This is a genomic window from Microtetraspora fusca, assembly GCF_001570365.1.
Taxonomy (GTDB): Bacteria; Actinomycetota; Actinomycetes; order Streptosporangiales; family Streptosporangiaceae; genus Microtetraspora; species Microtetraspora fusca.
Window position 1 is genome coordinate 1 of the sequence record NZ_BBYK01000041.1, and the last position, 25,021, is coordinate 25,021.

Genomic DNA, 25,021 nt, shown 5'->3' on the forward strand with positions numbered 1-25,021 from the left:
CGACGTGGATTCGCGCCCGTCGGGCGGACGGTTCCAGCGGAGCGATGAACGCGGTGGGCGCCCGTTCCGGGAGCGGGACGGCGAGGCCGGGTTCCGCGACCGCCCGCGCCGTCCGTCCGGCCCGCGTGAGGACCGCGGCGGGGACAGGCCGTTCAGCCGTGAGGATTCCTCGGGCGGGAGCCGTACCCGATATGGGCAGGAGACCGAGCCCAACGAGCGCGAGAAGCTGCCCGAGCTGGCGCCCGACATCACGCCGGAGGAGTTGGACAGCGAGGCGCGCGAAGAGCTGAGGTCGCTGCCGAACGACCTGGCCAAGCTGGTGGCCTGCCACCTCGTCGCGGCCGCTCGCGCGCTGAGCGAGGAGGAGCCCGAGCAGGCGTACGAGCACGCGAAGGTCGCACGCCGTTTCGCCGGCCGGATCGGCGTGGTGCGCGAGGCGGTCGGGATCGCGGCCTACCACGCGGGACAGTACGCCGAGGCGCTCGGTGACCTCCGGGCCGCGCGGCGCCTGACGGGCTCGGACGAGTACCTGCCGATCATGGCCGACTGCGAGCGGGGCCTCGGCCGTCCGGAACGTGCTCTGGATCTGGTCCGCTCCCGCGAGGCCGAGCGACTGAACCGGTCCGGGAAGATCGAGCTGGCGATCGTCGAGTCCGGTGCCCGCCGTGACCTCGGCCAGCACGACGCTGCGGTGATCACGCTTCAGCGCGTGCCGGAGCTGCGGGATCCGCAGCCGCGGCCGTGGTCGGCCCGGCTCGCGTTCGCGTACGCGGACGCGCTCGCCGACGCCGGTCACCAGGCCGCCGCCGCTGACTGGTTCGCCAAGGCGATGGCGTTCGACGAGGACGGCGAAACCGACGCGGCCGAGCGCTATGCCCAGCTGACCGGTGGCGTCATCGAGGACCTCGAAGAGGACTACGACCTCGACGATGCCGCCGACTCCGACGCCTCCGACGCCTCCGACGACTCCGACGCCTCCGACGACTCCGACGCCTCTGGCGAGGCCGAGAAGGTCGCCGAGGAGCCCCCGTCCGGCGGCGACGAGGTCTCCGGCGACGCGGAGGAAGAGGAAGAGGACGAGAGCGAGTCGGTAGCGGAAGCGGCCACTCCGGAGCCCTCCGCCGTACCGGCCGCCAAGGAGGACGACGCCGCCTCCGATGAGGAGCAGGAGCAGGCGCCCACGGGGGACGCGGGCGCTCTGGGGCCGGCCTTCATCGAGCCGGACTTCGGTGACGTCCTGGACGGTCCGGAGGACCGGGGCAAGCCGGCGTCCTGACGGATACATGTGAAGGGCGGTGCCACCGGATCCGGTGGCACCGCCCTTTTCCGTACGCGTATCGGTCTCTGGTCCGCGTGCCTGTACGGACCGTATGGGTACGGGCGCGCTCCGGGAGGTCAGCTTGACGTGCGGTCCAGCCAGTGAATGATGCCCGCGACATTGGATGGAGCGCCGCTGAGCAGCTCGAACTGCTCGGCGGTCGCCTCGTCTCCCTGCAGGGCGGCGTACCGCTCTCGCGTCCGGTCGCGGACCATCGCGACCGCGTGATCAAGGTCGAGACCCTCCGATCGGGCCTGGCGGGTGAGGTCCACCCAGATGCGGAGTTCCTCCGCCGAACGTTCGAGGGTTTCGGTCACGTTCGACACCGGGCCGTAGTGGCTGAAGAGCAGCCGCTGCGGACCAAGTGCCTCGAAAAGGGCGATCGAGTCGAGCGCGACTCCGAGGTCGAAGTCCGGCGGCGGAGTGGCGGGGCGGAGGTCGCCCGTCTCGGGCAGGTAGACACCGGCGGCGTCACCGACGTAGAGGTCGCCGCTGAGCGAGTCGAGCAGACCGACGTGGTGCTTGGCGTGGCCAGGGGAGTAGTGGCTCGACAGCGTCCGCCCGTTGCCCAGGTCGACGCTGCCGGTGTCGCCGAGCGCCCGGATCCGGGCCGCGTCGGTGGGCGCCAGGGCGCCGAAGAGCACGTCCAGCTTGTCGCCCCACACCATCTTGGCGCTCGCCATGAGCCGTGAGGGGTCGGCGAGGTGCCGCGCGCCCTTCTCATGTACGACGATCTCGGCGGAAGGATAGAAGCGCGCGATGTCGCCGACGCCGCCCGCGTGGTCCAGATGGATGTGCGTCACGACGACGGTGGCCAGGTCGTCGGGGCCGACGCCGAGCGATGTCAGCGCGTCCCTGACGATCGGCGCCGAGGTGGAGGTTCCCGTCTCCACCAGGCAGGGCCGGTCGCCCAGGATCAGATATCCGGCGGTGATGCCGGAATAGCCCGCCATCCTCGTGTCGATCTCATAGACGTCCGCCCCCAGCGGTGTCACGTTGTCCACAGTCACCCCAATATCCCCAGAATCTGGTTCGGGCAAAGCTCCTTCAGCCTAGTGAAGGACAGTGGTCTCTCGAAGAGAGGGGAGAGACCACATGCATCTGAACTCTGTGCTCCTGCGCGGACGGCTGTCCATGGAGCCCGAGCACCGGGAGCTGCCCAGTGGGGTCGTGCTCACGCGCTGGCGGCTCGCGATCCGCAGGCCCGACGACCATCCCGGCTATCAACGCGCCGACGCCATCGAGTGCGCGACGTTCGAGGACGACGTCCGCGTGATCGTGTCCGACTGGTGCCTGGACGACATCGTCGAGGTCGAGGGCGCGGTGCGCCGCCGGTGGTGGCGGGGTGGCAGTCGCTACGAGGTCGAGGTCCGTACGGCGCGCCGGGTCGAACGCCATCCTGCCCGGAGAGCGCGGGCCGGCAGCGATGAGGTCGGAGCGGCTGAGCGCGCCGGGGAGTTGCCTGGAACGGACGACAACCCGGCGGCCACACCGCCCGACACGCTCTCTCCGGCCGGTGCCGGTTCTCCGCCGGTGCCGCCCAGAGGGGCGGAGGATGACGCTTCTCCAGGCGTGCCGCCCATGTCTGCGGTCGGTCCTGCTACTCCGCAGGCATCACGGCCAACCATTGCGGCAACTTCCACCCCATCTGTGACATCGATCGATGCTGAAGGCGTACCTGCGGCGGAGACCCGCACGGAGTCCGGGCGCCCGGAGGCCGGACGCGCGGAATCGCGGCACGCGGAGGTCGAGGCCGCCGCGGAGGAAGGTCACCCCATGGCGAAGAGGCGCATGACGAGTCCGGTTCGAGGCTTGGGGCTGAACGAGGTGGACTTCCGGGGGACGCGCTCCCCCAGGGCGGCCACGGCCAGCGCGTCCTCGGTCGCGAGCGGATTGAGCAGGACGGCGGTCCCAGACAGCTGGCACGCGAGCCGTACGGCGGCATAGGGGTCGTGATGCACCACCAGCACCTGGCGCTCGTCGTCGGAGATACCCCAGACCTTGGGCAGGAGGAACTCGCTGAGGATCGATGTGTCCAGCGCCCGCCAGCGGGCGGAACGTTCGGGCGGCATCGCGTGTTCGACCTGCATCGGGTCGGGGTTGGTCAACAGGTGCGAGTGGCCTTCTCCGGCGAGCACGAACGCCGGCCCCGTCGCCGTGGCGAGCCCGGACAGTGCGTCGTCGAGCGAGACGAACTCCTGTACCTGCCACGCTCCCTTGGCTCGCGCCGCGGCCTCCGACAGCGCCAGGCCGGGGATCACCCGGTGGATGGCCTTCAGATCGGGTGGGTAAACCGTGGAGTCCACCAGGAGCGCCAGCCCGTAGTCCCATGGGCCGGACTCCTCGTGCTCCTCGCGCAGCTGCTGGTACGTGGCATAGCGGTGGTGTCCGTCCGCGATCAGCGCCTGCCGGTCTCGCAGGTCTTCGCCGATCGCCGCGATCTCCACCGGGTCGGTCACCGACCAGAGGCGGTGACGGAAGCCGTCGTCCGACTGGACGTCGAGGAGCGGGACGCCCATCGCGGCGACCTCGTCGACCAGCCGCGACGCGGCCCCCCCGCCCTCGTACAGCAGGAAGATCGGTTCGAGGTTCGCCTCCGTCGTCCGCATCAACGCCAGGCGGTCGGCGATCGGGCCCGGCATGACGTCCTCATGCGGCAGCACCAAGGGTGAGTCCACCCCCACGGCGCCGATCAGGCCGCGCTGGAGGATCCCGGCACCGCTCTGCTCGTACACGTAGAACGCGGGCAGCGGATCCACGGCGAGTGTCCCGGACGACAACCACTCGTCCAGTTCGGCTCGCGCGTCCGCGTAATGGCTCACACCGGGAAGGATCAGGCGCACCACGTTGTTTGGGTGGACGTCGAGCAGATCCTGAACGTCATCGGGGGAGACGAGGTCGTACGGCGGCGAGGTCACCGCAGCGAGATCGTCCACCGTGAAGCGCACACCGCGGAACGGACGCAGCTCCAGGGCCGGCCGTTCAGAAGTCTCCATACCGGGCATGTTGCCATAAATGCCCAGTCTTCCCGAGGCCGCGGTGGCCGGTTGGTCAGGAAATCGCATTGCAGGAGGCCCCACAGAATGATCCAGGGACGACATGGACCATCGGATGACCAGCAGAACGGCCCGGCTGGAGGTGTTTACGAATGGTTCCAGCGCGGTGTCAAGCTCCTGGAAGAGGGCAGCCCCGCCGCCGCGGCGGCACTCCTGGAACGTGCGGCTCAGGCGGAACCGGAATCCCGCAGCATTCGTGAGGCGCTGGCGCGGGCGCAGTTCAACTCCCGCAGGTATGCCGATGCGGTCGGCAGTTTCCGCTGGATCGTGGATGCCAATCCGGCCGAGGACTACGCCTACTACGGGCTGGGCATGGCATTGTGGCGCACCGGTGACATCGAGGGAGCTCAGGAACCGCTGGCCGTCGCCGTGGCCATGCGTCCCGATCTGCGACATTACGTCTCCGCGCTGACCCAGGTGCGCGCCACCCTGCGGGCGAGGGAGTCGTGAGTCCCGACATGCCGGCAACCCTGGTCGAGGCGTACGACACCCTTCTGCTCGACCTGGACGGTGTCGTCTATCTCGGTCGCCATGCCGTCCAGAACGCTCCCGAAGCCCTTGCCGAGGCGCGGGAGCGCGGAGTACGGCTCGCCTTCGTCACGAACAACGCCTCCCGGACGCCGGGTGCGATCGCCGAGCATCTCACCGGTCTCGGCATCCCGGCGACCCCCGACGACGTGGTGACCTCCGCCCAGGCGGCCGCCCGGCTGGTGGCCGAGCGGTTCCCAGCCGGCTCTCCCGTGCTGGTCGTCGGCGGCATGGGGCTACGCGGCGCGGTCCGGGCGTACGGTCTGCGTCCCGTGACCACCGCGCTGGACGATCCCGTCGCCGTCGTCCAGGGCATCTGGGACGGCCTGTCGTACGGCCTGCTCTGTGAGGGGGCGCTTGCCGTACAGGCGGGGGCCTGGTTCGTCGCGGCGAACGGGGACACGACGATGCCGACCAATCGGGGCGTGTTGCCGGGCAACGGCTCGATGAGCAGGGTGATCGCCACCGCGGCCGGCGTCGAGCCGGTCGTCGCGGGCAAGCCCGAGCCGCCGCTGCACCGGGAGTCGATCATCCGTACGGGGGCGGAGCGGCCGCTGATCGTCGGTGACCGGCTTGACACCGATATCGAGGGTGCGACCCGGGCGGGCGTGGACAGCCTGCTCGTCCTGACCGGTGTGACGGGGCCGCTGGACCTGCTCACCGCGCCGCCGGAGCACCGGCCCGCGCACGTGGCGGCGGACCTGTCCGGGCTGCACGAGCCCCCGGCCCGCATACGGCGCGGCTCCGGCGGGTGGGAATGCGGGGGGTGGACAGCCCGCTGCGCAAGCGGCCGGCTCGACCTGTCCGGCGGCGGCGAACCGATCGACGCGCTGCGCGCGGCATGCGCGGCGGCATGGGACGAGGCCGGCGACGGCCGGGTGGACGAGGACGCGGTGAAGCCCGTCCTCGCGGCCCTCGGATCACTGACACGATGACCGCGAACTTCGGCCGGGCGGGCGACGATCGTCACGCCTGGCCGGAGGAGATTCGGGGAGAGGAGGGAGCCGTCGGGGCGGGCGCCCGCAGTGACGTCAGAGGAGCTTGCGGAGCCGCAGGAGGTCGCCGAGGCTGGCGTCGATCTTGACCCGGCCGCCGAAGAGCGCGCGAGCCATGTCGAGTTCGCCGTTGACCATGGAGATCAGATCCGTGCTTGCGATTGTGATCTTAACCTCGCTGGGCCGGCCGTCCTGCGGTGGAGCGTCCGTGAACGGGTCCAGCCCCGACCGGTGGATCCGGCCGTAGAAGGTCATACCGAGGTCGGAGATGTGGCAGGCGAGCCTGCGCTCGACGACGTGTCTGGCACGGTCCTCGTCGCTGATCTCGTCGAACTGCTCGACGAGTTTCTCGAGCGCCGCCCGGCATTCCTCGACGGTCGCCATGCGTATGCCTCTCTTCCCACGGCCGGTCAGATGCCTCTGTACCTACGGACGGTAGCGTTCCTCATGAGCACTGCGCGAAATGTGACACGTACCGCCGGATCAGCGACAAGGGGGCCGCATGGTGGTCGAGGCCCTGCCAGGCTATGTGCGACTGGCCGATGCCCTCACCACGGCCGCCCCGTTCTCACCGTCGGGCCGTGCCGCGCGCCGAGCACGCCGCCCCTGCCGGGGCGTCGCGACCACCGCACTGTACGGACCGTACCCGGCCGACAAGTACGCACTGTACGCATCGCGTCCCGATCTCAGGGACCGTAATTTACGCACCCGCGCGGGAGAGCCCGCGGGACGTCACGGCGCGCATCGCCACGGGCCCGGCCGCGTCGCCCGCGGCACCGGTCCAGGGGAGCCCCGTACGGGCCGCGAGCGCTGCCCGTATCTCCCCGCCTCGCACCCGGCGAGGCGCCCACCGTCTCCGGTGGCACCCATCGCGAGGCTGCGCCGGACCGAGTCCGCTACGGTCGGACTGACGAGCGTCACGCGTGCCCGCCGTCACGGCGCGGAACCGGACGGACAGCCGCGATGACGGACGGGGAACCATCCAGCACGACCAGAACCGGCGTGCGCGCCGGTTCTGGCACGACCAGGACCGGCGTCGCCGGATCGACAGGACCAGGACCGGCACCCGCCGGATCCATCGGAGGGGACGAATGACCGAGACCGGCGCCGAGCCGTCGGAGGGGCAGCCGACGCCGCGCGGGGGCGACGAGGCCGTCCAGGGGGCGCTGTCCGCGCTCCGGCGGCTCGGGAACCTGCCCGTCGCCGAGCACGTCGGCGTGTTCGAGGAGGCGCTGACGTGCTTGGAGAGCGCGCTCGCGTCCGTGGACGAGCCCGTCGGAGAGCCGCGCAGGTGAACCGTCGATCACAAGAGGCGGCGTCGGCCTTCCGCGTCGCATCCCGCCCAGCTTCCCGTGCCGCATCCCGCCCGGCTTCCCGCGTCGCATCCCGCCCGGCTGCCCGTGGCGTGCCGCGCATGGCGTTCGATGACGTGTCGCGCCCGGCTGCCCGTGCGACGTCGTGTTCCGCCTCGACGCGCGCCGGGACCGGGCGTCCCGTCGGTGGGAGTGGTCTGTCGGAGATGGTTTTTATGGGCTGGTGGGGCCGATGAAGCGGGTGCGTCTGGACAGCGAACTGGTCCGTCGCGGGCTGGCCCGCTCGCGGGAGCAGGCGGCGCAGCTCATTGAGGCAGGCCGGGTGTCGGTGGGCGGCCGTACGGCGGCCAAGCCGGCGACCCAGGTGGACACCGCCGCAGCCATCGTGGTGGCCGAGGACGTCTCGGGACCCGACTACGTCTCGCGTGGCGCGCACAAGCTGCTCGGCGCGTTGGCCGCCTTCGAGGGGCTCAAGGTCGAGGGACGCCGCTGCCTGGACGCCGGCGCCTCCACCGGCGGGTTCACCGACGTGCTGCTGCGGCACGGCGCCGCCCATGTGCTCGCGGTGGATGTCGGGTACGGCCAGCTCGCCTGGTCTCTGCGTACGGACGAGCGCGTCACCGTGATGGAGCGGGTCAATGTGCGCGACCTCACCCCCGACATGGTGGGAGAAGCGCCGACCCTGGTCGTGGGCGACCTGTCGTTCATCTCGCTCCGCCTGGTCCTGCCCGCGTTGACCGCCTGCGCCGCCGAGGTGGCCGAGTTCGCGCTGCTGGTCAAGCCCCAGTTCGAGGTGGGCAAGGAGCGCGTCGGAGCGGGCGGTGTGGTCCGCGACCCGGGCCTGCGCGCCGGGGCCGTCCGGGACGTCGCCACGACCGCGCTGGCGCTGGGCCTGGTCGTGAAGGGCGTCACCGCGAGCCCCCTGCCCGGCCCGTCGGGCAACGTGGAGTACGTCATCTGGCTGGGCAAGGGGCCAGGACACGAGTCGGTGGCCGACCTGGACGAGGCCATCGAGCGGGCAGTGGCGGAAGGGCCGCAGTGACGACACAGAAGCCTCCCGCGCGGACCGTCATGGTCACCGCCCACACGGGCAGGGAACCGGCCGTCGACAGCGCCAGGCTGGTGATCCACCGGCTGATCGGCGCCGGGCTGCGCGTACGCGTGTTCGACGTCGAGGCGGAGGAGATCGCCTGCCCCGGCGTCGACGTCGTGCCCGCCACCCCCGCCTCGCTCCACGGGTGCGAGCTGATGATGGTGCTCGGGGGCGACGGCACGCTGCTGCGCGCGGCCGAGATGGCCCGCCCGGCCGCGGTCCCGCTGCTCGGGGTCAACCTCGGGCACGTCGGCTTCCTCGCCGAGGCCGAGGTCGCCGACCTCGGCGCCGCCGTAGACCGCGTGGTCGACGGCCGCTACGAGGTCGAGGAGCGGATGACGGTCGAGGTCGCCATCCGGCTGAACGGCTCCACGCTCGCGGACACGTGGGCGCTGAACGAGGCCACGGTCGAGAAGGTCGACCGGATGCTCGAGCTCGTCGCCGAGATCGACGGCCGCCCGCTGTCGCGCTGGGGGTGCGACGGAGTGATCTGCGCGACGCCGACCGGCTCCACGGCGTACGCGTTCTCCGCCGGAGGGCCCGTCGTGTGGCCGGAGGTGGAGGCGCTGCTGATGGTGCCGATCAGCGCGCACGCCCTGTTCGCGCGGCCGATGGTGGTCTCGCCGCGTTCCACGCTCGCCGTGGAGATCGTGCCCGAGACCAGCGCGGGGGTGCTGTGGTGCGACGGCAGGCGCCGCTTCGACGTCCCGCCCGGCGCCCGGGTGGAGGTGCGCCGGGGAGTCGTCCCCGTACGGCTGGCCCGGCTGCTGGGCGTGGAGACGACCGGAGCGCCGTTCACCGACCGCCTGGTCGCCAAGTTCGGCCTGCCCGTGGAGGGCTGGCGCGGGCGCGTCCGCTCCCCCTGACACCCTCCTTCCTCGAAAATCTTGGCGATTTGTGCGTAGGATCTCTGGGCGAGATCTGTCGGCGAAACGGGAGGGGACCAGTGCGGCCACGGGTCGAGGAGGTCCGGATCCAGGGGCTCGGCGTGATCGACGAGGCCGTACTGGAGCTGTCACCGGGGTTCACTGTGGTGACCGGTGAGACGGGCGCGGGCAAGACGATGGTCGTCACCGGGCTCGGCCTGCTGTTCGGCGGCCGGGCCGACCCGGCGCGGGTCCGTCCCGGGGCGGACCGGGCGACGGTCGAGGGCACCCTGATCGTCAGTCCGGACGGCAAGGTGGCCCAGCAGGTGCACGACCTCGGGGGCGAGATCGAGGACGGCGAGCTGATCATCTCGCGGACGGTTTCCGCCGAGGGGCGCTCCCGCGCCTGGCTGGGCGGGCGCACCGTCCCGGTCGGGACGCTCACCTACATCGCCGACGACCTCGTGGCCGTGCACGGCCAGATGGACCAGCAGCGCCTCCTCCAGCCCGGCCGCCAGCGCGCCGCGCTGGACCGGTACGCCGGGGACGACCTGGTCAAGCCGCTACGCGCGTACGAGCAGGCGTACCGGCGGCACCGGCAGGTCGTCGAGCAGCTGCGCGAGCTGACCACCCGGGCCAGGGAGCGCGCGCAGGAGGCCGACATGCTGCGCTTCGGCCTGGACGAGATCGAGGAGGCCGAGCCCAGGGTGGGCGAGGACGCCGAGCTCAGGGAGGAGGCCGAGCGGCTGGCGCACGCCGACGCGCTGCGCACGGCCGCCACCACGGCGCACTCCGCGCTGCTCGGCGACCCCATGGCCGGCCCCCAGATCGCGCAGGACGCGGTGTCCCTGGTCGGGCAGGCCCGGGCGGCGGTGGAGGCGGTGCGCTCCTTCGACCCGGCGCTCGCCGGGCTCGCCGACCGGCTGGCCGAGGCCGGATACCTCATCTCGGACGTGGCGACCGAGCTGGCCGCCTACGCCGAGTCCGTCGAGGCCGACCCGGTCCGCCTCGCGGTCGTGCAGGAGCGCAGGTCCCTGCTGACCGGGCTGTCCCGCAAGTACGGCGAGGACGCCGCCGCGGTGCTCGACTGGGCCCGGAACGCCGCGGCCCGGCTGGCCGAGCTGGACGGCGACGACGGACGGATCGAGGAGCTCACCCGCGAGCAGGACGAGCTCGTCGCGCGCCTGGAGGAGCTCGCCGCCGAGCTGACCGCGATCCGGGAGGCCGCGGCCGAGCGGTTCGGGGCCGCCGTCACCGCGGAACTGGCCGCGCTCGCCATGCCGCACTCTCGGGTCAGCGTCGCCGTGACGCGCGGCGACGGCTTCGGGCCGCACGGCGTGGACGAGGTGGAGCTGCGGCTGGCCGCGCATCCGGCGGCGCCGCCCCTGCCACTGGGCAAGGGCGCCTCCGGAGGCGAGCTGAGCCGGGTCATGCTGGCCATCGAGGTCGTCTTCGCCGGTGCGGATCCCGTGCCGACGTTCGTCTTCGACGAGGTCGACGCCGGCGTCGGGGGCAAGGCCGCGGTGGAGATCGGCAGGCGGCTCGCCCGGCTGGCCAGGAGCGCCCAGGTCATCGTCGTCACCCACCTGCCCCAGGTGGCCGCGTTCGCCGACCAGCACCTGGTCGTGGAGAAGGCGAGCGACGGCAGCGTGGTGCGCAGCGGCGTCGTCGCGCTGACCCAGGAGGGCAGGGCTCGTGAGCTCTCACGGATGCTCGCGGGACTGGAAGATTCCGAGCTGGGTAGAGCGCACGCCGAGGAGCTCCTCTCGATCGCATTGGCTGACAAGAACGCACACTGACAGTGTGTGACAAAACTGACACGCTCTGAGCTGCGGGACCATCTTGGTCGCCCACTCTGGCAGGATGGTCACGATGAAGGTCCCGAGCTTGAACGTTCCGGGCCTCCGCCGCAGGAAGGCAGACGACCTTCCCGGGGTCACGGCAGTGGCGAGAATCGACAGACGGACCAAGAGGCTGACCAAGCGCCTCAAGTCCGGGGAGATCGCGATTATCGATCACGTCGACGTCGACCGAGTGAGCGCGGAGGCCCTTGTCGCGTGTGGCGCGGCCGCGGTGGTCAACGTCGCGGCGGGCATCAGCGGGCGCTACCCCAACCTCGGGCCGCAGATCCTCGTCGAGGCCGGTGTCATGGTCGTCGACAACGCCTCCCCCGAGCTGTTCGAGCGGATCAAGGACGGCGACGTCGTCCGCGTCCATGAGGGGCAGATCCACCTCGGCGACGAGCTCGTGGGCAAGGGTGAGGTGCAGACCGCCGAGTCGATCGAGGCCGCCATGACGGAGGCCAGGGCCGGGCTGTCGGTCCAGATCGAGGCGTTCGCCGCCAACACCATGGAGTATGTGCGGCGCGAGCGCGATCTGCTCATCGACGGCATCGGCGTGCCCGAGGTCCGCACGGTCATGGAGGGCCGGCACGTCCTCATCGTCGTCAGGGGCTACCACTACAAGGAAGACCTCGCGACGCTGCGGCCGTACATCCGGGAGTACCGTCCGGTGCTCATCGGCGTGGACGGCGGGGCCGACGCCCTGCTGGAGGCCGGCTACCTGCCCGACATGATCGTCGGAGACTTCGACTCGGTGTCGGAGAAGGCGCTGTGCTGCGGCGCCGAACTGGTGGTCCACGCCTACCGGGACGGCCGCGCTCCGGGCCTGGAGCGCGTGCACCGGCTCGGGCAGCAGGCCGTCGTGTTCCCGGCCACCGGCACCAGCGAGGACATCGCCATGCTGCTCGCCGACGACAAGGGGGCGTCACTGATCGTCGCCGTCGGCACGCACTGGACACTCGTCGAGTTCCTCGACAAGGGCCGTTCCGGCATGGCCAGCACCTTCCTCACCCGGCTCCGGCTGGGCAGCAAGCTCGTCGACGCCAAGGGCGTCAGCAGGCTGTATCGCAGCCGCATCTCCACGCCGTCATTGCTGCTCCTCGTCGCCACCACGCTGATCACGATCGGCGTGGTGCTTTCGGTCTCGCCCGTCGGCCGCATCTGGCTGAACGGGTTGATCGAGGCGTGGAACGGCTTCACCTTCTGGCTGGTCGGACTCTTCTCGTGATCGATTTCCGTTATCACCTCGTCTCCATCGTGGCGATCTTCCTCGCGCTCACGGTCGGCATCGTGCTCGGCAGCACCGTCCTGGAGACGCCGTTCTACCGGACGGCAGAGGAGATCACCGGCCAACTGCGCCAGGCGAACACCGAGAACCGGGAGACGATCACCGCGTTGCAGGCGCGGGAGAAGGGCGCCGCCGCCTTCGTCACCGCGCACACGGCCGAGCTGGTCCGCGGCCAGCTCCCCGGCGAGCGGGTCGTGCTCGTCGAGGCACCCGGGGCCCCGGCCGGCCTGCGCGACGACATCGTGAAGGTCCTCGGCGACTCCGGCGCCGTCTACACCGGCCGGGTCAGCCTGACCGAGAAGTTCCTCGAAGCCGACCAGGCCAACGTCGTCGACCAGCTCGCCGGCACCGTCGCCCCCGTCGGCACGCGGTTCCCCGACGGGGCCACGCCGTACGAGAAGGCGGCGGCGGTGCTGGCCGGCGCCCTCGTCACCGGCGACCGGGGCCAGGCGGGGCGGGACGACCCGGCCGCCGTGAGCGTGCTCGAGGCGTTCCAGACCGGCGGCTTCCTGGCCATGGCCGGCTCCCCGGCGCAGCGGGCGAACATCGCCATCGTGGTGGCGCCGGCCCAGCCGTACGAGGGGGAGACCGCCGAAGGCCAGACCGCGGCGGTCGTGGCCCTCGCGGCCGGGCTCGACTCCGCGGGCGTCGGCGCCGTCCTGGTCGGCACCACCACCGCCTCCGGCGCGGGCGGCGCGATCTCCGCCCTGCACGACGCGGGCGAGGCGGCGTCGAACGTCTCGACGGTGGACACCGTCGACATGCCCGCGGGCCGCATCACCGTCGTCTACGCTCTGCGGGAGCAGCTCGCCGGCCGCTCCGGCGCGTACGGCGTCGGCAGCGACACCACCGCGTTCTCGCCGCCCGTGTCTCCCGGCATCGGCCCGACCCCCAAGCCGGTGGCCTCGGGCGGCTGACCGAGCGCGTCCCGAGCACGATCGAGGAAGAGGAGCCTGCTGTGGCCAGTCGCCCCTGGACCGGTCTGGTGGTGAGCGCTCTGCGGCGCACGCCGGCGGGAGCGCGCCCCGGATCGGCGATCGGCGTCCTCGCCGCCGCCGTCGCGGGCGCGGCCGCCGGAGCGGTCGCCGCTCGCGCCGCATACGCGGCGTTTCGCCGTCGTCCCCCGATCGGCGACGAGAAGACGTGGACGAGGAGCAACCACAGAGGCGAGCCGATCACCCTGCTGGAGGGCCCGGCCCTGGTCGCCGGAGCCGGCGCGGCGACGGCGCTCGTGCCGGGCCTGCCCGCGCGGCTTCGCGCCGCCGCGCTGCTCGCCGGTCTCGGCGGCGGTGCCCTCGGCGCGTACGACGACGTGCTCGGCACGACCACCTCGAAAGGCTTCAAGGGGCACCTGACGGCGCTCGCGCGCGGCGAGGTGACGAGCGGAGCCATCAAGATCATCGGGATCGGCGCGACCGGCCTCGCCGCGGCGGTGCTCGCCCGCGACCCGGCCGCCCGTCCCTCGGGCGCGGCCGTGGGCGCCCTGGACACGCTGCTCGACGGTGCCGTCATCGCCGGGAGCGCCAACCTGGCGAACCTCTTCGACCTCCGACCGGGGCGGGCCATCAAGGTCGCGTTCCTGGCCGGGACGCCGCTGCTCGCGGCCTCCCTCGCGACGCGCACGACCGGCGTCCCCGCGCGGAACGCGACGGCGGCCGTGCTGACCGCGGTCCCGCTCGGCGCGGCCGCCGCGCTGCTGCCGGAGGACCTGGGAGAGCGGGCCATGCTGGGCGACGTCGGGGCGAACGCGCTCGGCGCCCTGCTCGGGCTCGCCGCCACCGTGCGGCTGGGCCGTACCAGCCGGCTGGTCGTGCTCGGCACGGTCGCCGCGCTCACCGCCGCGTCGGAGAAGGTCAGCTTCACCAAGGTGATCGCCGCCAACCCCGTGCTCAACCGCGTCGACATGCTGGGCCGGCGTCCCGTGCCGCCGCCGCCCGTGGTCGTCTCCGCGACCCCGTGAGATGCGGCTCAGCATGACCCGCCGACTGGGCGCGGGCGTCGCCGGCGCGGCGGTGCTCATCGGGGCGATCAGCATGCTCGCCCGCGCCACCGGCTTCGCCAAGCAACTGGTCTTCGCCCGCGCGGTCGGCACGAACTGCCTGTCCACCGCGTACGTCACCGCGAACAACGTGCCGAACATCGTGTTCGAGATCGTCGTCGGCGGGGCGCTCGCCGGGATGGTCGTGCCGGTCCTGGCCGGAGCCGCCGGGCGCTCCGCCCCCTCTCCCGAGGCCGACAAGGGGGCGCGCGAGGAGGTCGGCTGGATCTCCTCGGCGCTGCTGACCTGGGTGATCGTGCTGCTGGTGCCGATCGCCCTGTTCACCGCGCTGCTGGCCGGGCCGCTCGTCGGCCTGGTCGCCTCGACCGTCCCCGGGTGCGACGCGGGCCAGGTGGCCGAGATGGCGACCCGGATGCTGGTCGTCTTCGCCCCGCAGATCCCCCTGTACGGCGTGGCCGTCGTGCTCTACGGCGTGCTTCAGGCCCACCGCCGCTTCTCCGCCCCCGCCGTCGCCCCGCTGGTCTCGAGCGTGGTCGTCATCGTCGCGTACCTGCTGTTCGTGCCGTTCGGAGGGGTCGGCGCCGACGTGGCCGAGCTGCCGCGCCCGGCCGAGCTCGCGCTCTCCGTCGGCACCTCGCTGGGGGTGCTCGCCCTGGTCGTCACGGTGATCGGCCCGGTCTCTCGACTCGGCCTGCGCCTGCGGCCGACGCTGCGCTTCCCTCCCGGCGTCGCCGCGCGGGTGCGCGGACTCGCCCTGGCCGGGCTCGGCGCGCTGGTGGCGCAGCAGGCGGCGACGGCGATCCTGATCCCCGTGGCCAACCGGATCGGCGGCGGCGTGCTCACCGCGTACGGCTACGCCTGGGCGATCTATCAGGTGCCGTACGCCGTGCTCGCGGTGCCCATCGCGACGAGCGCGTTCCCGGTGCTGTCCTCCCGGGCGGCCGACGGCGACCGGGAGGGCTTCGCCGCGCTGTCGGCCCGTACGACGCGGGCCGTGGTGCTGGTCTCCGGGCTCGCGGCGGGAGCGCTCGCCGCCGTCGCCGTTCCCGCCGCCGAGGTCTTCCTGGCGCAGGCGGACTCCCGCGTCGACATCGCCGAGTTCGCCCGCGCGATCGCGCTGTTCGCGCCGGGACTGGTCGGCTACGGCCTGACCGCCCATCTCAGCAGGGTGTTGTACGCGGACGGCCGGGGCAGGCAGGCCGCGCGCGGCCTCGTCGCCGGATGGCTGGTCGTCATCGTCGCCCAGATCGCCTTCGCGGCCGTGCTGCCCGCCGGATGGAAGCTCGCCGGGCTGGCGCTCGGCCAGGCGGCCGGCATGACGGCGGGGGGAGCGCTCCTGCTCGTCTCGGTGCTGCGGGCCCGCGGCGCGGAGGCGCTGCGCGGCGTACCCCGGGCCGCGGCCGCCGCGCTGGCCGGCGGGGGCGCGGGCTGGCTGGCCGGCGCGGGAGCCGTACGGCTCGTGGACGTCAGCGGGCCGTGGGCCGGTGCGGGAGCGGCGATCCTCGCCGGGATCGCCGCCGTCGCCGCGGGGGTCCTGGTGGCGGCGCTGCTCGATCGCGAGGACCTGCGCGCCGTCAGGCCGCGCCGTAAAGCGGCGTCCGGGACAGAGGTGGCCGGACCAGAGGCGGCCGGAACGAGGGGGAACGGTGTCTGATCACGACGTGCGCCGCATCGCGCTCGTGCTGGGGACCAGCGCGGGAGGCGTGGGCCGGCACGTGCGGATGCTCGCCGAGCGGCTCGCCGGAGACGGCCGCCAGGTCGTGGTCGCGGGACCGCGCGCGACCGAGGACGCCTTCGACTTCACCGGAGCGGGCGCGCGGTTCGCGGAGGTGCCGATCGCGGACCGGCCGCGTCCCCTGGCCGATGCCGGGGCCGTCCGCCGGCTGCGCGGCGCGCTCAGGGGCGCGGACGTCGTGCACGCGCACGGACTGCGGGCGGGTGCCTTCGCCGCGCTCGCGCTGATGGGATCCGGGCGCGGGCCGCGCCTCGTGGTCACCCTGCACAACGCCGTCACCGCGGGCGGGGCGATCGGCGCCATCTACGGCGTGCTCGAGCGGATCGTGGCGCGCCGGGCCGACGCGGTGCTGGTGGTGTCCCCGGATCTCGGGGAGCGGATGCGGGCCAGGGGAGCGCGGCACGTCGCCGCCGCCGTGGTGCCCGCGCCGCCTCTCACGCCGCCCGCCCGCGCGCCCGAGGACGTGCGGCGCGAGCTCGCAGAGCGGGCCGCGGGCTCCTCGGGCTTCTCCGCGGACCGTCCGGTCGTGCTCACGATCGCCAGGCTGGCCCAGCAGAAGGGGCTGGAGACGCTGCTGGACGCGGCCGCCGGGCCGTTCGAGACGCGGCCGTTCTTCGTGGTCGCCGGTGACGGCCCGCTGCGGGAGGAGATGCGGGAGCGGATCGACGCCGAGCGGCTGCCCGTCCTGCTGTACGGCTGGGCCGACCCGGCGGACCTGCTCCAGGTCGCGGACGTGATGCTGGTGCCGAGCCGCTGGGAGGGGCAGCCGCTGAGCGTCCAGGAGGCGCTGCGGGCCGGGACGCCGATCGTCGCCACCCGGGTCGGCGGCGTCCCCGACCTCGTCGGCGACGCCGCGGTGCTGGTGCCCGAGGGGGACGCCGCGGCGATGCGCGCGGAGATCGACCGGCTGCTCGGCGAGCCGCGCCTGCTCGCGGTTCTCGCGGAGCGGTCCGCCCGGCGGGGCCGTGAGCTGCCGGACGAGGCGGACGCGCTGGCCTCGGCCCTGCGGGCCTACTCCGCGGAGGGGCCACTCTGACACCCCTTGGCCGGGCGAGGCGCCGTAGGTCGCCGCTGACCCGGCGATGCGGTCTTCTTGAACATCGGATTAGGTGCGCCCCCACCTGATCCCTATACTGGGCGCGTTGGGGGGAGTATCCCTTCGCGGCGGTTCCGTCATCACGGTGTCAGCACCCGGGGCCGTCGGTCCGTGTACACGGGCGGGAGAGACTCCGGCAGTGTGTTTCGCGCGCGCCGGAGGTTAACGATCTTGAACGTGTCCGTGTGGGTCTGGGTCGCAGTCGTCGTCGGGTTGCTCCTCGTCCTGGCCTTCGACCTGTGGATCGTCGACCGTGGTGAACCCCGCGAGTTCTCCATGCGGCAGGCCACGTTCTGGGTCATGTTCTACGTGATGTTGGCGGTGCTCTTCGGCATCGGCCTGCTCGTGCTGTGGAGCCCCCAGGCGTCGGGAGAGTTCTTCGCCGGATACATCACCGAGTACAGCCTGAGTGTCGACAATCTGTTCGTATTCTTCATCATCATGTCGCGGTTCTCGGTGCCGCGGTTCTACCAGCACAAGGTCCTGCTGGTCGGGGTCCTGCTCGCCCTGGTGATGCGGGGCGCGTTCATCGCGGTCGGCGCGGCGGCCCTCGCGGAGTTCAGCTGGCTCTTCTACATCTTCGGCCTCTTCCTGATCTACACGGCGTACACGCTGGTCCGGGACCACAACAAGGAGGAAGAGGAGTTCACCGAGAACCTCCTGCTCCGCACCGCCCGCCGGGTCTTCCGTACCACGCCTGACTACGTCGGCTCCCGCGTGACGGTGAAGGTGAACGGCAAGCGGCTGGTCACCCCGATGCTCATCGTGATGATCGCCATCGGCACCACCGACCTGCTGTTCGCGCTCGACTCCATCCCGGCGATCTTCGGCCTCACCAAGGACCCGTTCATCGTCTTCACCGCGAACGCGTTCGCCCTGATGGGACTGCGTCAGCTGTACTTCCTGCTGGGCGGTCTGCTGCAGCGCCTGGTGTACCTCAGCTACGGCCTCGCGTTCGTGCTCGGGTTCATCGGGGTTAAACTCGTTCTCGAGGCGTTGCATGAGAGTCATGTCTCATGGGCGCCGCAGATCCCGATTTGGGTGTCCCTGGCGGTTATCGGCGTCACGATGACCGTGACGACGGTCGTCAGCCTGATCAAGGCCCGTCGGGATGAGGTCGTCACTCCCGGTTGAGGCCCCACAGGGCTAGCGCAACGGGAATTGACACTGTTTGCTTGTCTCGTTGTGCCGTACAAATGACCACGGGATCGGTAATATCGATCGTTAAGGCGCATATCGGTCCCCTGTCGCAAAGAGTACAAAGGTTCCCTGTGTCCAACGATTCCGAAAATCCCCGAGGCCGGGTCCGGCTCGCGCGCGGGGTGTCGCCGTGGCTGGCGCCGACCGCCGCCGCGGCGGTCGTCACCACGGCCCTCGTCCGCAAGTCCCCCCGATGGGCCCTGGCCGCGGCGCCGCTCACGGCGCTCACCGGCGCGATGCTGTGGTTCTTCCGCGACCCCGAGCGCGTCCCCGGCGAAGGGCGGATCGTCTCGCCGGCCGACGGCGTGGTGCAGAGCATCGACCCGTGGCCCGACGGCCGCACCCGGGTGGCGATCTTCATGAGCCCTCTGAACGTGCACGTCAACCGCGCGCCCGCGGCCGGCACGATCACCTCGGTCGAGCACGTGCCCGGCGGGTTCGTCCCGGCCTTCAACAAGGACAGCGACAAGAACGAGCGTGTCGTGTGGCACTTCGACACCGAGCTCGGCGACATCGAGATGGTGCAGATCGCCGGCGCGGTCGCGCGCCGGATCGTGCCGTACCTGTCCGCGGGCACCAGGGTGGCGCAGACCGAGCGGGTCGGCCTGATCCGGTTCGGGTCGCGGGTGGACGTCTACCTGCCCGAGGGCATCGAGCCGGCGGTGAGCGTCGGCCAGAAGACCGTGGCGGGGGTGACTCGCATTGACCACGCCTGAGCTCCGCGCTGAGAGCTGGCCGGTTGGCGAGCTGGAGGAGGAACCCCGCGGCCCCGTGGGCAAAGCGTTCCGTCTGTCCGCCGCCGACTCCCTCTCGCTCGGCAACGCGCTCAGCGGATTCCTCGCCGTCTGCGTCCTGGCGTGGTCGGCCATCTCCGACCTCCTGCAGCGGTCCGGCGCCAAGTTCGAGCCCGACCCGCGGTTCTTCGGCACCGCCGTGGTCCTCCTGCTCATCGGCGCGACCTGTGACCTGTTCGACGGGCTGGTCGCCCGCAAGTTCCGCGCGTCCGCGATGGGCGCGGAGCTGGACAACCTCGCGGACGTGATCAGCTTCGGCTTCGCGCCCGCCTTCATGGTCGTGATCTGGGGCGGCTTCTCCGGCCGGCTCCCGCTGTGGCTGGTGCTGTGCGCGGCCGCGTCCGTCCTGCTCGCCGGCGTCGTACGGCTGGCCCGCTTCGCCTGCGTCAAGACCAAGAGCGGCGACTTCATGGGCCTGCCCATCCCCATGGGCGCGATGACGGTCGTGTCGATCGTGCTGCTCTTCCAGCCCAACTACGTGACGATCGCCGGCATCTTCGCGGTCGCCTGGCTCATGGTCAGCCGCATCGAGTACCCCAAGCCCAAGGGCAACGTCGCGGCGGTGGTCCTCGCCTGGATGATGATCAACGTCGCCTGCCTGAGCATCTGGGCGTCCGGCCTGGCCGGGGGCGACCAGCTCATCACCGTGGGCGCGGTCATGCAGATCGCCATCGTGGCCGCCATCCCGCTGCGCGTTCTGATCTTCAAGTGGGAGCGCCGCCGGGCGCGCCGCTCCGAGCACGAGCACGTCGGCTGACCGCGCGACGCGGAACGCACATTGGGAGGGGCCCGGATGGACATCCGGGCCCCTCCGCTTTCGTGTCCGGCTTCCGGCCTACGCGATCACCCTGTTTAATGAGGCATGACCGCTATCCCGCCTCGTGAGCACACCCGGACGTACTTCCTCGGCAAGCTGGCCGAGGTGTTGGAGATCAGGGGACTCGACGTCGCGCTCCGGTCCAATCCCCCCTCGTTGAAGGCCACCGATCCGGCCGCGACGATGCTCAGCGAGACGGTCGACTGCGTGGCCACCCCGGACGGCTGGTTCTACCGGTGGTCCTGGGGCGAGATCGTGGAGAGCACGGACGACCCGGAGGCCGCGGCCGACCGCATCCTGAAGGTGTTCGCCGTCCGGTCGGCGGGCGGACGCGCCTGAGGCGGCCGGGGGATCCCCACCGTCACCAGCCGCGGGCGCGCCACTCCGGCAGCGACGGGCGCTCGGCGCCGAGGGTCGTGTCCCTGCCGTGGCCCGGATAGACCCAGGTCTCGTCCGGCAGCCGATCGAAGATCCGCTCGACGACGTCGGTGTAGAGCCGATCGAACCGCTTGGGGTCCTTCTGCGTGTTGCCGACCCCGCCGGGGAACAGCGAGTCGCCGGTGAACAGGTGGCCGCCCGCGCCGTCGTACAGCAGCGCGATCGACCCCGGCGTGTGCCCGCGCAGGTGGATGACCTCGAGCGGGATCCGGCCGACGGTGATCCGGTCGCCGTGCTCGACCGTACGGTCCACGGCGACCGGCAGTTCCGGCGCGTCGAGGGGGTGGGCCACCACCCGCGCCCCGGTCGCCGCCGCCACCTCCTTCAGGGCCATCCAGTGGTCCCCGTGCCGGTGGGTCGTCACGATGGTGCCGATCGGCCGGTCCCCGATCAGGGCGAGCAGGCGGCGTGGCTCGGCGGCGGCGTCGATGAGGAGGCCGTCGCCGGTCTCCGCGCAGCGCAGCAGGTAGGCGTTGTTGCCGAAGTCGCCGACCTCGATCTTGGAGATGGTCAGGCCGGGCAGCTCGCGCACGTCGGCGGGGCCGCCCTTGGTCACGTCACCGGTGTAGCTCATGCCACTCCTTCATCCTCGGTTCCGGGGCGTAGGTCATCATCGCCGACTCGGGGGCGGACGGTCGCAGGAGCCCATACCCTGGACTGACAGGGGACACGACCATCGGAGTGTCCGCTGGGGCCCCGGCGGCGAACCGGAGGCGGCTCCGGCCCCCACGAAATTGTCGGTGCCTCCGGATAGCCTCCCCGTGCACCTCTGTTGACTCCAACGACCTATCGGGACCGCTGTGGCTGACCGCCTGATCGTGCGTGGCGCACGTGAGCACAATTTGAAGGACGTCTCGCTCGACCTCCCGCGAGACGCTCTGATCGTCTTCACCGGGCTCTCTGGCTCGGGCAAGTCCAGCCTGGCCTTCGACACCATCTTCGCCGAGGGCCAGCGGCGCTATGTCGAGTCGCTGTCCTCCTACGCCCGGCAGTTCCTCGGGCAGATGGACAAGCCCGACGTCGACTTCATCGAGGGACTGTCCCCGGCCGTCTCCATCGACCAGAAGTCGACGAGCCGCAACCCGCGCTCCACCGTGGGCACCATCACCGAGGTCTACGACTACCTCCGTCTGCTCTGGGCCCGCATCGGCAAGCCGCACTGCCCCACCTGCGGCCGGCCGATCGCCAAGCAGACCCCGCAGCAGATCGTGGACCGGGTGATGGAGCTGGAGGAGGGCACCCGCTTCCAGGTGCTCGCCCCCGTCGTGCGCGGCCGCAAGGGCGAGTACGCCGAGCTGTTCCGCGAGCTGCAGACCAAGGGCTTCGCCCGGGCCCGGGTGGACGGCACCATCGTCCGCCTGGAGGAGCCGCCCACGCTCAAGAAGTACGAGAAGCACGACATCGAGGTCATCGTCGACCGCCTCTCGGTCAAGGAGAGCGCGCGCCGCCGGATGAACGACTCGATCGAGACGGCGCTCCAGCTCTCCGGCGGCACGATCACGCTCGACTTCGTCGATCTGCCCGAGGACGACCCGGGTCGCGAGCGCTTCTACTCCGAGCACCTGTACTGCCCGTACGACGACCTGTCGTTCGAGGAGCTGGAGCCGCGGTCCTTCTCGTTCAACTCGCCCTTCGGCGCGTGCCCCGAGTGCACCGGGCTCGGCACCCGGATGGAGGTCGATCCGGAGCTCGTCGTACCCGACCCGGAGCGGACTCTCGGCGACGGCGCGATCAGCCCGTGGTCCGGCGGCCACACCAGCGACTACTTCGTCCGGCTGCTCGAAGCGCTCGGGTACGCGATCGGGTTCGACCTCGACACGCCCTGGGAGCGGCTGCCGAAGAAGGCGCAGAAGGCGATCCTGAACGGCCACGGCGAGCAGGTGCGCATCCGCTACAGCAACCGGTACGGCCGCCAGCGCGACTACTACACCACCTTCGAGGGCGTCATCCCGTGGGTGCAGCGCAGGCACGCCGAGTCCGAGAGCGACGCGATGCGCGAGCGGTTCGAGGGCTTCATGCGGGAGATCCCGTGTCCCGCCTGTAAGGGGTTCCGGCTCAAGCCGGTCTCCCTGGCGGTGACGGTGGGGGACGCCTCGATCGCCAAGGTGTCGGCCATGTCGATCGCGGACTGCGCCGCCTTCCTGTCGGCGCTGGAGCTGTCCGATCGCGACGCGCACATCGCCGAGCGGGTGGTCAAGGAGATCAACGCGCGGCTCGGCTTCCTCCTCGACGTCGGCCTCGACTACCTCACGCTCGACCGGGCCGCGGGCACGCTCGCCGGCGGCGAGGCGCAGCGCATCCGCCTGGCCACCCAGATCGGCTCCGGCCTCGTCGGCGTGCTGTACGTGCTGGACGAGCCGTCGATCGGCCTGCACCAGCGGGACAACCACCGGCTGCTCGAGACCCTCATCCGGCTCCGCGACATGGGCAACACGCTCATCGTCGTCGAGCACGACGAGGACACCATCGCGGCGGCCGACTGGGTCGTCGACATCGGCCCCGGCGCGGGCGAGCACGGCGGCCAGGTGGTCGTGTCCGGCACGGTCGAGGAGCTGCTCGCCAGCGAGCAGTCGCTCACCGGCGCCTACCTGTCCGGCCGCCGGGCGATCGAGGTCCCGGACGAGCGGCGCAAGCGCGACCGCAAGCGGCAGCTCGTCGTCAAGGGCGCCCGCGAGCACAACCTCAAGGGCGTCGACGTGGAGTTCCCGCTCGCCGTCTTCACCGCCGTCACCGGCGTCTCGGGCTCCGGCAAGTCCACGCTGGTCAACGACATCCTCTACGCCGCGCTGGCCAAGGAGCTGAACGGCGCGCGCACGGTCCCCGGCCGCCACTCGCGGGTGACCGGCACCGACCTGGTGGACAAGGTCGTGCACGTGGACCAGTCCCCGATCGGGCGCACGCCGCGCTCCAACCCCGCCACCTACACCGGCGTCTTCGACCACGTGCGCAAGCTGTTCGCGGCGACCACCGAGGCGAAGATCCGCGGCTACCTGCCCGGCCGGTTCAGCTTCAACGTCAAGGGCGGCCGGTGCGAGGCCTGCGCGGGCGACGGCACGATCAAGATCGAGATGAACTTCCTGCCGGACGTCTACGTCCCGTGCGAGGTCTGCCACGGCGCGCGCTACAACCGGGAGACCCTGGAGGTCCACTACAAGGGCAAGACGATCTCCGAGGTCCTGGACATGCCGATTGAGGAGGCGCTGGGGTTCTTCGACGCCATCCCGGCGATCCGGCGGCACCTGCAGACGCTGCACGACGTCGGCCTCGGCTACGTACGGCTCGGCCAGCCGGCGACCACGCTCTCCGGAGGCGAGGCCCAGCGCGTGAAGCTCGCCTCCGAGCTGCAGCGCCGCTCGACCGGCCGCACCATCTACGTCCTGGACGAGCCGACCACCGGTCTGCACTTCGAGGACATCCGGCGGCTGCTGGGCGTGCTCAACCGGCTCGTGGACAACGGCAACACGGTCATCGTCATCGAGCACAACCTGGACGTGATCAAGACCGCGGACTGGATCATCGACATGGGCCCGGAGGGCGGCTCGCGAGGCGGCACGGTCGTCGCCACCGGCACTCCGGAGGAGGTCGCCCTCGTCGAGGGGAGCCACACCGGCCTCTTCCTGCGCAAGATCCTCGGCGTCTGACCGCGACCATGCGGGGCGTCGGACGGCGGCCCCGGCGCCGGCGTCGTCGTGGAGGGGCCGGTTTTCCGGCGGCCACGAACGACGCGGGTGAACCGGTCGGCGACCTGACGCGGGGCGGTCGACGGGCCGGCGTCCCGAGGTCGGGTCGCAGCCCCGGCCCTGCTTGCGCTCGCCGCGCCCTGGAAAGGCCGATCGCCGCCCCGGCCGGCATCGCCTCGCCCCGGCCGGAAGCGACGAGGGTGGAGGCGGTCGGGGGAGCGGGCGCACCGGGCGTGGTTGCGGCAGGAGTGGTCGCGCCGGGTCCGCGTGCCCAACGGCCGCATGCGCCCGGGTCTCAACGGCCGTCCGCCTCGGCCGTCCGCCTCGGCCGTCCGCCTCGGCCGTCCGCCTCGGCCGTCCGCCTCGGCCGTCCGCCTCGGCCCGACGCGTCGGCCTGTGCGGCCGGGGCGAATGCGGGGGCGGCGGCTCCCGTCCATAGGCTGGAGTCACACCCCGATCCCGAGAAGGAAAATCCACCATGACGAGCAGCTCCCCGTCCATGCCCACGCGCCGCCAGGTGCTCGGGACCGCGGGCGTCGCCGCGTGCGGCGTCGCGCTCGCCGGATGCGGTGTGGGCGTGCCGCCGGAGCCGGTGGTGCCACCCGGGATCAAGGGGAAGCCCATCGCGAAGGTGGCCGACGTCCCGGTCGGCGGCGGCACCCTGATCATGGACTGGAAGATCGTGCTCACCCAGCCGTCGGAGGGCGTGTTCAAGGCGTTCACCGCGACCTGCCCGCACAAGGGCTGCCTCGTCGGCCGGTTCGCGGACAAGGCCGTGGAGTGCCCCTGCCACGGGAGCGCGTTCGCGCTCGACACCGGCGCCTGCCTGCGCGGCCCGGCCGGCGCGCCGCTCAAGGAGTTCCCGCTCCGGGTGGACGGCGACAGCATCGTGATCCTCTGACGGGCCGTCCCCGGCCCGTCCGCCGCACGATCGCGATCTGCTTTGTCGGTCGCTGACAGTAGG

22 protein-coding genes are annotated in these 25,021 nt (G+C 71.9%); 18 read left to right on the forward strand and 4 right to left on the reverse strand.

Annotated features, from left to right (window positions below):
* The coding region (locus AWQ68_RS43465) for a tetratricopeptide repeat protein (RefSeq protein WP_084463747.1) at positions 1–1,276 on the forward strand (1,276 nt) is incomplete at its 5' end.
* A 119-nt stretch (positions 1,277–1,395) separates the two neighbouring features.
* Here the strand turns inward: AWQ68_RS43465 and AWQ68_RS07370 are convergent.
* Together AWQ68_RS07370 and AWQ68_RS07375 are read right to left on the reverse strand one after the other, a co-directional pair.
* Positions 1,396–2,322 carry an MBL fold metallo-hydrolase gene (locus tag AWQ68_RS07370; protein WP_066937660.1) on the reverse strand — a complete coding sequence of 309 codons (927 nt, stop codon included), beginning with the start codon at positions 2,320–2,322 and terminating at the stop codon, positions 1,396–1,398.
* A 765-nt stretch (positions 2,323–3,087) separates the two neighbouring features.
* Positions 3,088–4,314 (reverse strand): DUF1015 family protein, encoded by a 1,227-nt coding sequence (locus AWQ68_RS07375; protein WP_245655793.1) that lies wholly within the window; start codon positions 4,312–4,314, stop codon positions 3,088–3,090.
* Positions 4,315–4,401: 87 nt separating this feature from the next.
* Here AWQ68_RS07375 and AWQ68_RS07380 point away from each other — a divergent pair, with 87 nt between their 5' ends.
* The gene (locus AWQ68_RS07380) at positions 4,402–4,824 is read left to right on the forward strand and encodes a tetratricopeptide repeat protein (protein ID WP_066936756.1); all 423 of its coding nucleotides are present in this window, start codon (positions 4,402–4,404) and stop codon (positions 4,822–4,824) included.
* Between the two features lie 8 nt (positions 4,825–4,832).
* Positions 4,833–5,837 (forward strand): HAD-IIA family hydrolase, encoded by a 1,005-nt coding sequence (locus AWQ68_RS07385; RefSeq protein WP_066936759.1) that lies wholly within the window; start codon positions 4,833–4,835, stop codon positions 5,835–5,837.
* Positions 5,838–5,933: 96 nt separating this feature from the next.
* Here the strand turns inward: AWQ68_RS07385 and AWQ68_RS07390 are convergent, their stop codons facing one another.
* Positions 5,934–6,281, reverse strand: coding sequence for an SCP2 sterol-binding domain-containing protein (locus tag AWQ68_RS07390; RefSeq protein ID WP_066936761.1), 348 nt, complete (start codon positions 6,279–6,281; stop codon positions 5,934–5,936).
* Positions 6,282–6,988: 707 nt separating this feature from the next.
* On the opposite strand from AWQ68_RS07390, the gene AWQ68_RS42190 reads away from it, so the two are divergent.
* From AWQ68_RS42190 to AWQ68_RS07455, 13 genes are all read left to right on the forward strand, one after another.
* The gene (locus AWQ68_RS42190) at positions 6,989–7,192 is read left to right on the forward strand and encodes a hypothetical protein (RefSeq protein WP_157545011.1); all 204 of its coding nucleotides are present in this window, start codon (positions 6,989–6,991) and stop codon (positions 7,190–7,192) included.
* A 250-nt stretch (positions 7,193–7,442) separates the two neighbouring features.
* Complete coding sequence (locus AWQ68_RS07400; RefSeq protein WP_066936767.1) at positions 7,443–8,252, forward strand: TlyA family RNA methyltransferase; 810 nt, start codon at positions 7,443–7,445, stop codon at positions 8,250–8,252.
* A gap of 29 nt (positions 8,253–8,281) precedes the next feature.
* Positions 8,282–9,169: an NAD kinase gene (locus AWQ68_RS07405; protein ID WP_066937662.1), complete on the forward strand. Its 888-nt coding sequence runs from the start codon at positions 8,282–8,284 to the stop codon at positions 9,167–9,169.
* An 80-nt stretch (positions 9,170–9,249) separates the two neighbouring features.
* Complete coding sequence (recN, locus tag AWQ68_RS07410; protein WP_066936770.1) at positions 9,250–10,968, forward strand: DNA repair protein RecN; 1,719 nt, start codon at positions 9,250–9,252, stop codon at positions 10,966–10,968.
* Positions 10,969–11,041: 73 nt separating this feature from the next.
* Positions 11,042–12,238 (forward strand): putative cytokinetic ring protein SteA, encoded by a 1,197-nt coding sequence (gene steA / locus AWQ68_RS07415; RefSeq protein WP_066936773.1) that lies wholly within the window; start codon positions 11,042–11,044, stop codon positions 12,236–12,238.
* A complete protein-coding gene (locus AWQ68_RS07420; protein ID WP_066936776.1) occupies positions 12,235–13,215 on the forward strand; it encodes a copper transporter in 981 nt (326 codons plus the stop codon). Before steA ends, AWQ68_RS07420 begins: the two co-directional genes overlap by 4 nt.
* A 119-nt stretch (positions 13,216–13,334) precedes the next feature.
* Positions 13,335–14,258 carry a hypothetical protein gene (locus tag AWQ68_RS07425; protein ID WP_157545053.1) on the forward strand — a complete coding sequence of 308 codons (924 nt, stop codon included), beginning with the start codon at positions 13,335–13,337 and terminating at the stop codon, positions 14,256–14,258.
* A 13-nt stretch (positions 14,259–14,271) separates the two neighbouring features.
* Positions 14,272–15,951 carry a murein biosynthesis integral membrane protein MurJ gene (gene murJ / locus AWQ68_RS07430; protein ID WP_157545015.1) on the forward strand — a complete coding sequence of 560 codons (1,680 nt, stop codon included), beginning with the start codon at positions 14,272–14,274 and terminating at the stop codon, positions 15,949–15,951.
* On the forward strand, positions 15,944–17,068 hold the full coding sequence (locus AWQ68_RS07435) for a glycosyltransferase family 4 protein (RefSeq protein WP_066936782.1): 1,125 nt from the start codon (positions 15,944–15,946) through the stop codon (positions 17,066–17,068). The genes murJ and AWQ68_RS07435 overlap by 8 nt, the downstream gene beginning before the upstream one ends.
* A 237-nt stretch (positions 17,069–17,305) precedes the next feature.
* Complete coding sequence (locus AWQ68_RS07440; RefSeq protein WP_373281506.1) at positions 17,306–18,262, forward strand: TerC/Alx family metal homeostasis membrane protein; 957 nt, start codon at positions 17,306–17,308, stop codon at positions 18,260–18,262.
* 137 nt (positions 18,263–18,399) lie between these two features.
* Positions 18,400–19,044 carry a phosphatidylserine decarboxylase gene (locus tag AWQ68_RS07445; protein ID WP_245655794.1) on the forward strand — a complete coding sequence of 215 codons (645 nt, stop codon included), beginning with the start codon at positions 18,400–18,402 and terminating at the stop codon, positions 19,042–19,044.
* Complete coding sequence (gene pssA, locus AWQ68_RS07450) at positions 19,031–19,879, forward strand: CDP-diacylglycerol--serine O-phosphatidyltransferase (protein ID WP_066936787.1); 849 nt, start codon at positions 19,031–19,033, stop codon at positions 19,877–19,879. The genes AWQ68_RS07445 and pssA overlap by 14 nt, the downstream gene beginning before the upstream one ends.
* Positions 19,880–19,984: 105 nt before the next feature.
* Complete coding sequence (locus AWQ68_RS07455; protein WP_066936791.1) at positions 19,985–20,278, forward strand: hypothetical protein; 294 nt, start codon at positions 19,985–19,987, stop codon at positions 20,276–20,278.
* A 22-nt stretch (positions 20,279–20,300) separates the two neighbouring features.
* Here the strand turns inward: AWQ68_RS07455 and AWQ68_RS07460 are convergent, their stop codons facing one another.
* Positions 20,301–20,951, reverse strand: coding sequence for an MBL fold metallo-hydrolase (locus AWQ68_RS07460; protein ID WP_066936794.1), 651 nt, complete (start codon positions 20,949–20,951; stop codon positions 20,301–20,303).
* A gap of 226 nt (positions 20,952–21,177) precedes the next feature.
* Here AWQ68_RS07460 and uvrA point away from each other — a divergent pair, with 226 nt between their 5' ends.
* Positions 21,178–24,018: an excinuclease ABC subunit UvrA gene (uvrA, locus tag AWQ68_RS07465; protein WP_066936797.1), complete on the forward strand. Its 2,841-nt coding sequence runs from the start codon at positions 21,178–21,180 to the stop codon at positions 24,016–24,018.
* Positions 24,019–24,535: 517 nt separating this feature from the next.
* The gene (locus tag AWQ68_RS07470; RefSeq protein WP_066936800.1) at positions 24,536–24,958 is read left to right on the forward strand and encodes a Rieske (2Fe-2S) protein; all 423 of its coding nucleotides are present in this window, start codon (positions 24,536–24,538) and stop codon (positions 24,956–24,958) included.
* Positions 24,959–25,021 lie beyond the last annotated feature (63 nt).

Excerpts from the sequence above, each read along its gene's own strand:
- AWQ68_RS07375 (WP_245655793.1), bottom strand. The coding sequence starts at position 4,314 with ATGGAGACTTCTGAACGGCCGGCCCTGGAGCTGCGTCCGTTCCGCGGT.
- AWQ68_RS07380 (WP_066936756.1), top strand. The coding sequence starts at position 4,402 with ATGATCCAGGGACGACATGGACCATCGGATGACCAGCAGAACGGCCCG.
- AWQ68_RS07385 (WP_066936759.1), top strand. The coding sequence starts at position 4,833 with ATGCCGGCAACCCTGGTCGAGGCGTACGACACCCTTCTGCTCGACCTG.
- AWQ68_RS07390 (WP_066936761.1), bottom strand. The coding sequence starts at position 6,281 with ATGGCGACCGTCGAGGAATGCCGGGCGGCGCTCGAGAAACTCGTCGAG.
- AWQ68_RS42190 (WP_157545011.1), top strand. The coding sequence starts at position 6,989 with ATGACCGAGACCGGCGCCGAGCCGTCGGAGGGGCAGCCGACGCCGCGC.
- AWQ68_RS07400 (WP_066936767.1), top strand. The coding sequence starts at position 7,443 with ATGAAGCGGGTGCGTCTGGACAGCGAACTGGTCCGTCGCGGGCTGGCC.
- AWQ68_RS07405 (WP_066937662.1), top strand. The coding sequence starts at position 8,282 with ATGGTCACCGCCCACACGGGCAGGGAACCGGCCGTCGACAGCGCCAGG.
- steA (WP_066936773.1), top strand. The coding sequence starts at position 11,042 with ATGAAGGTCCCGAGCTTGAACGTTCCGGGCCTCCGCCGCAGGAAGGCA.
- murJ (WP_157545015.1), top strand. The coding sequence starts at position 14,272 with ATGACCCGCCGACTGGGCGCGGGCGTCGCCGGCGCGGCGGTGCTCATC.
- AWQ68_RS07455 (WP_066936791.1), top strand. The coding sequence starts at position 19,985 with ATGACCGCTATCCCGCCTCGTGAGCACACCCGGACGTACTTCCTCGGC.
- AWQ68_RS07460 (WP_066936794.1), bottom strand. The coding sequence starts at position 20,951 with ATGAGCTACACCGGTGACGTGACCAAGGGCGGCCCCGCCGACGTGCGC.
- AWQ68_RS07470 (WP_066936800.1), top strand. The coding sequence starts at position 24,536 with ATGACGAGCAGCTCCCCGTCCATGCCCACGCGCCGCCAGGTGCTCGGG.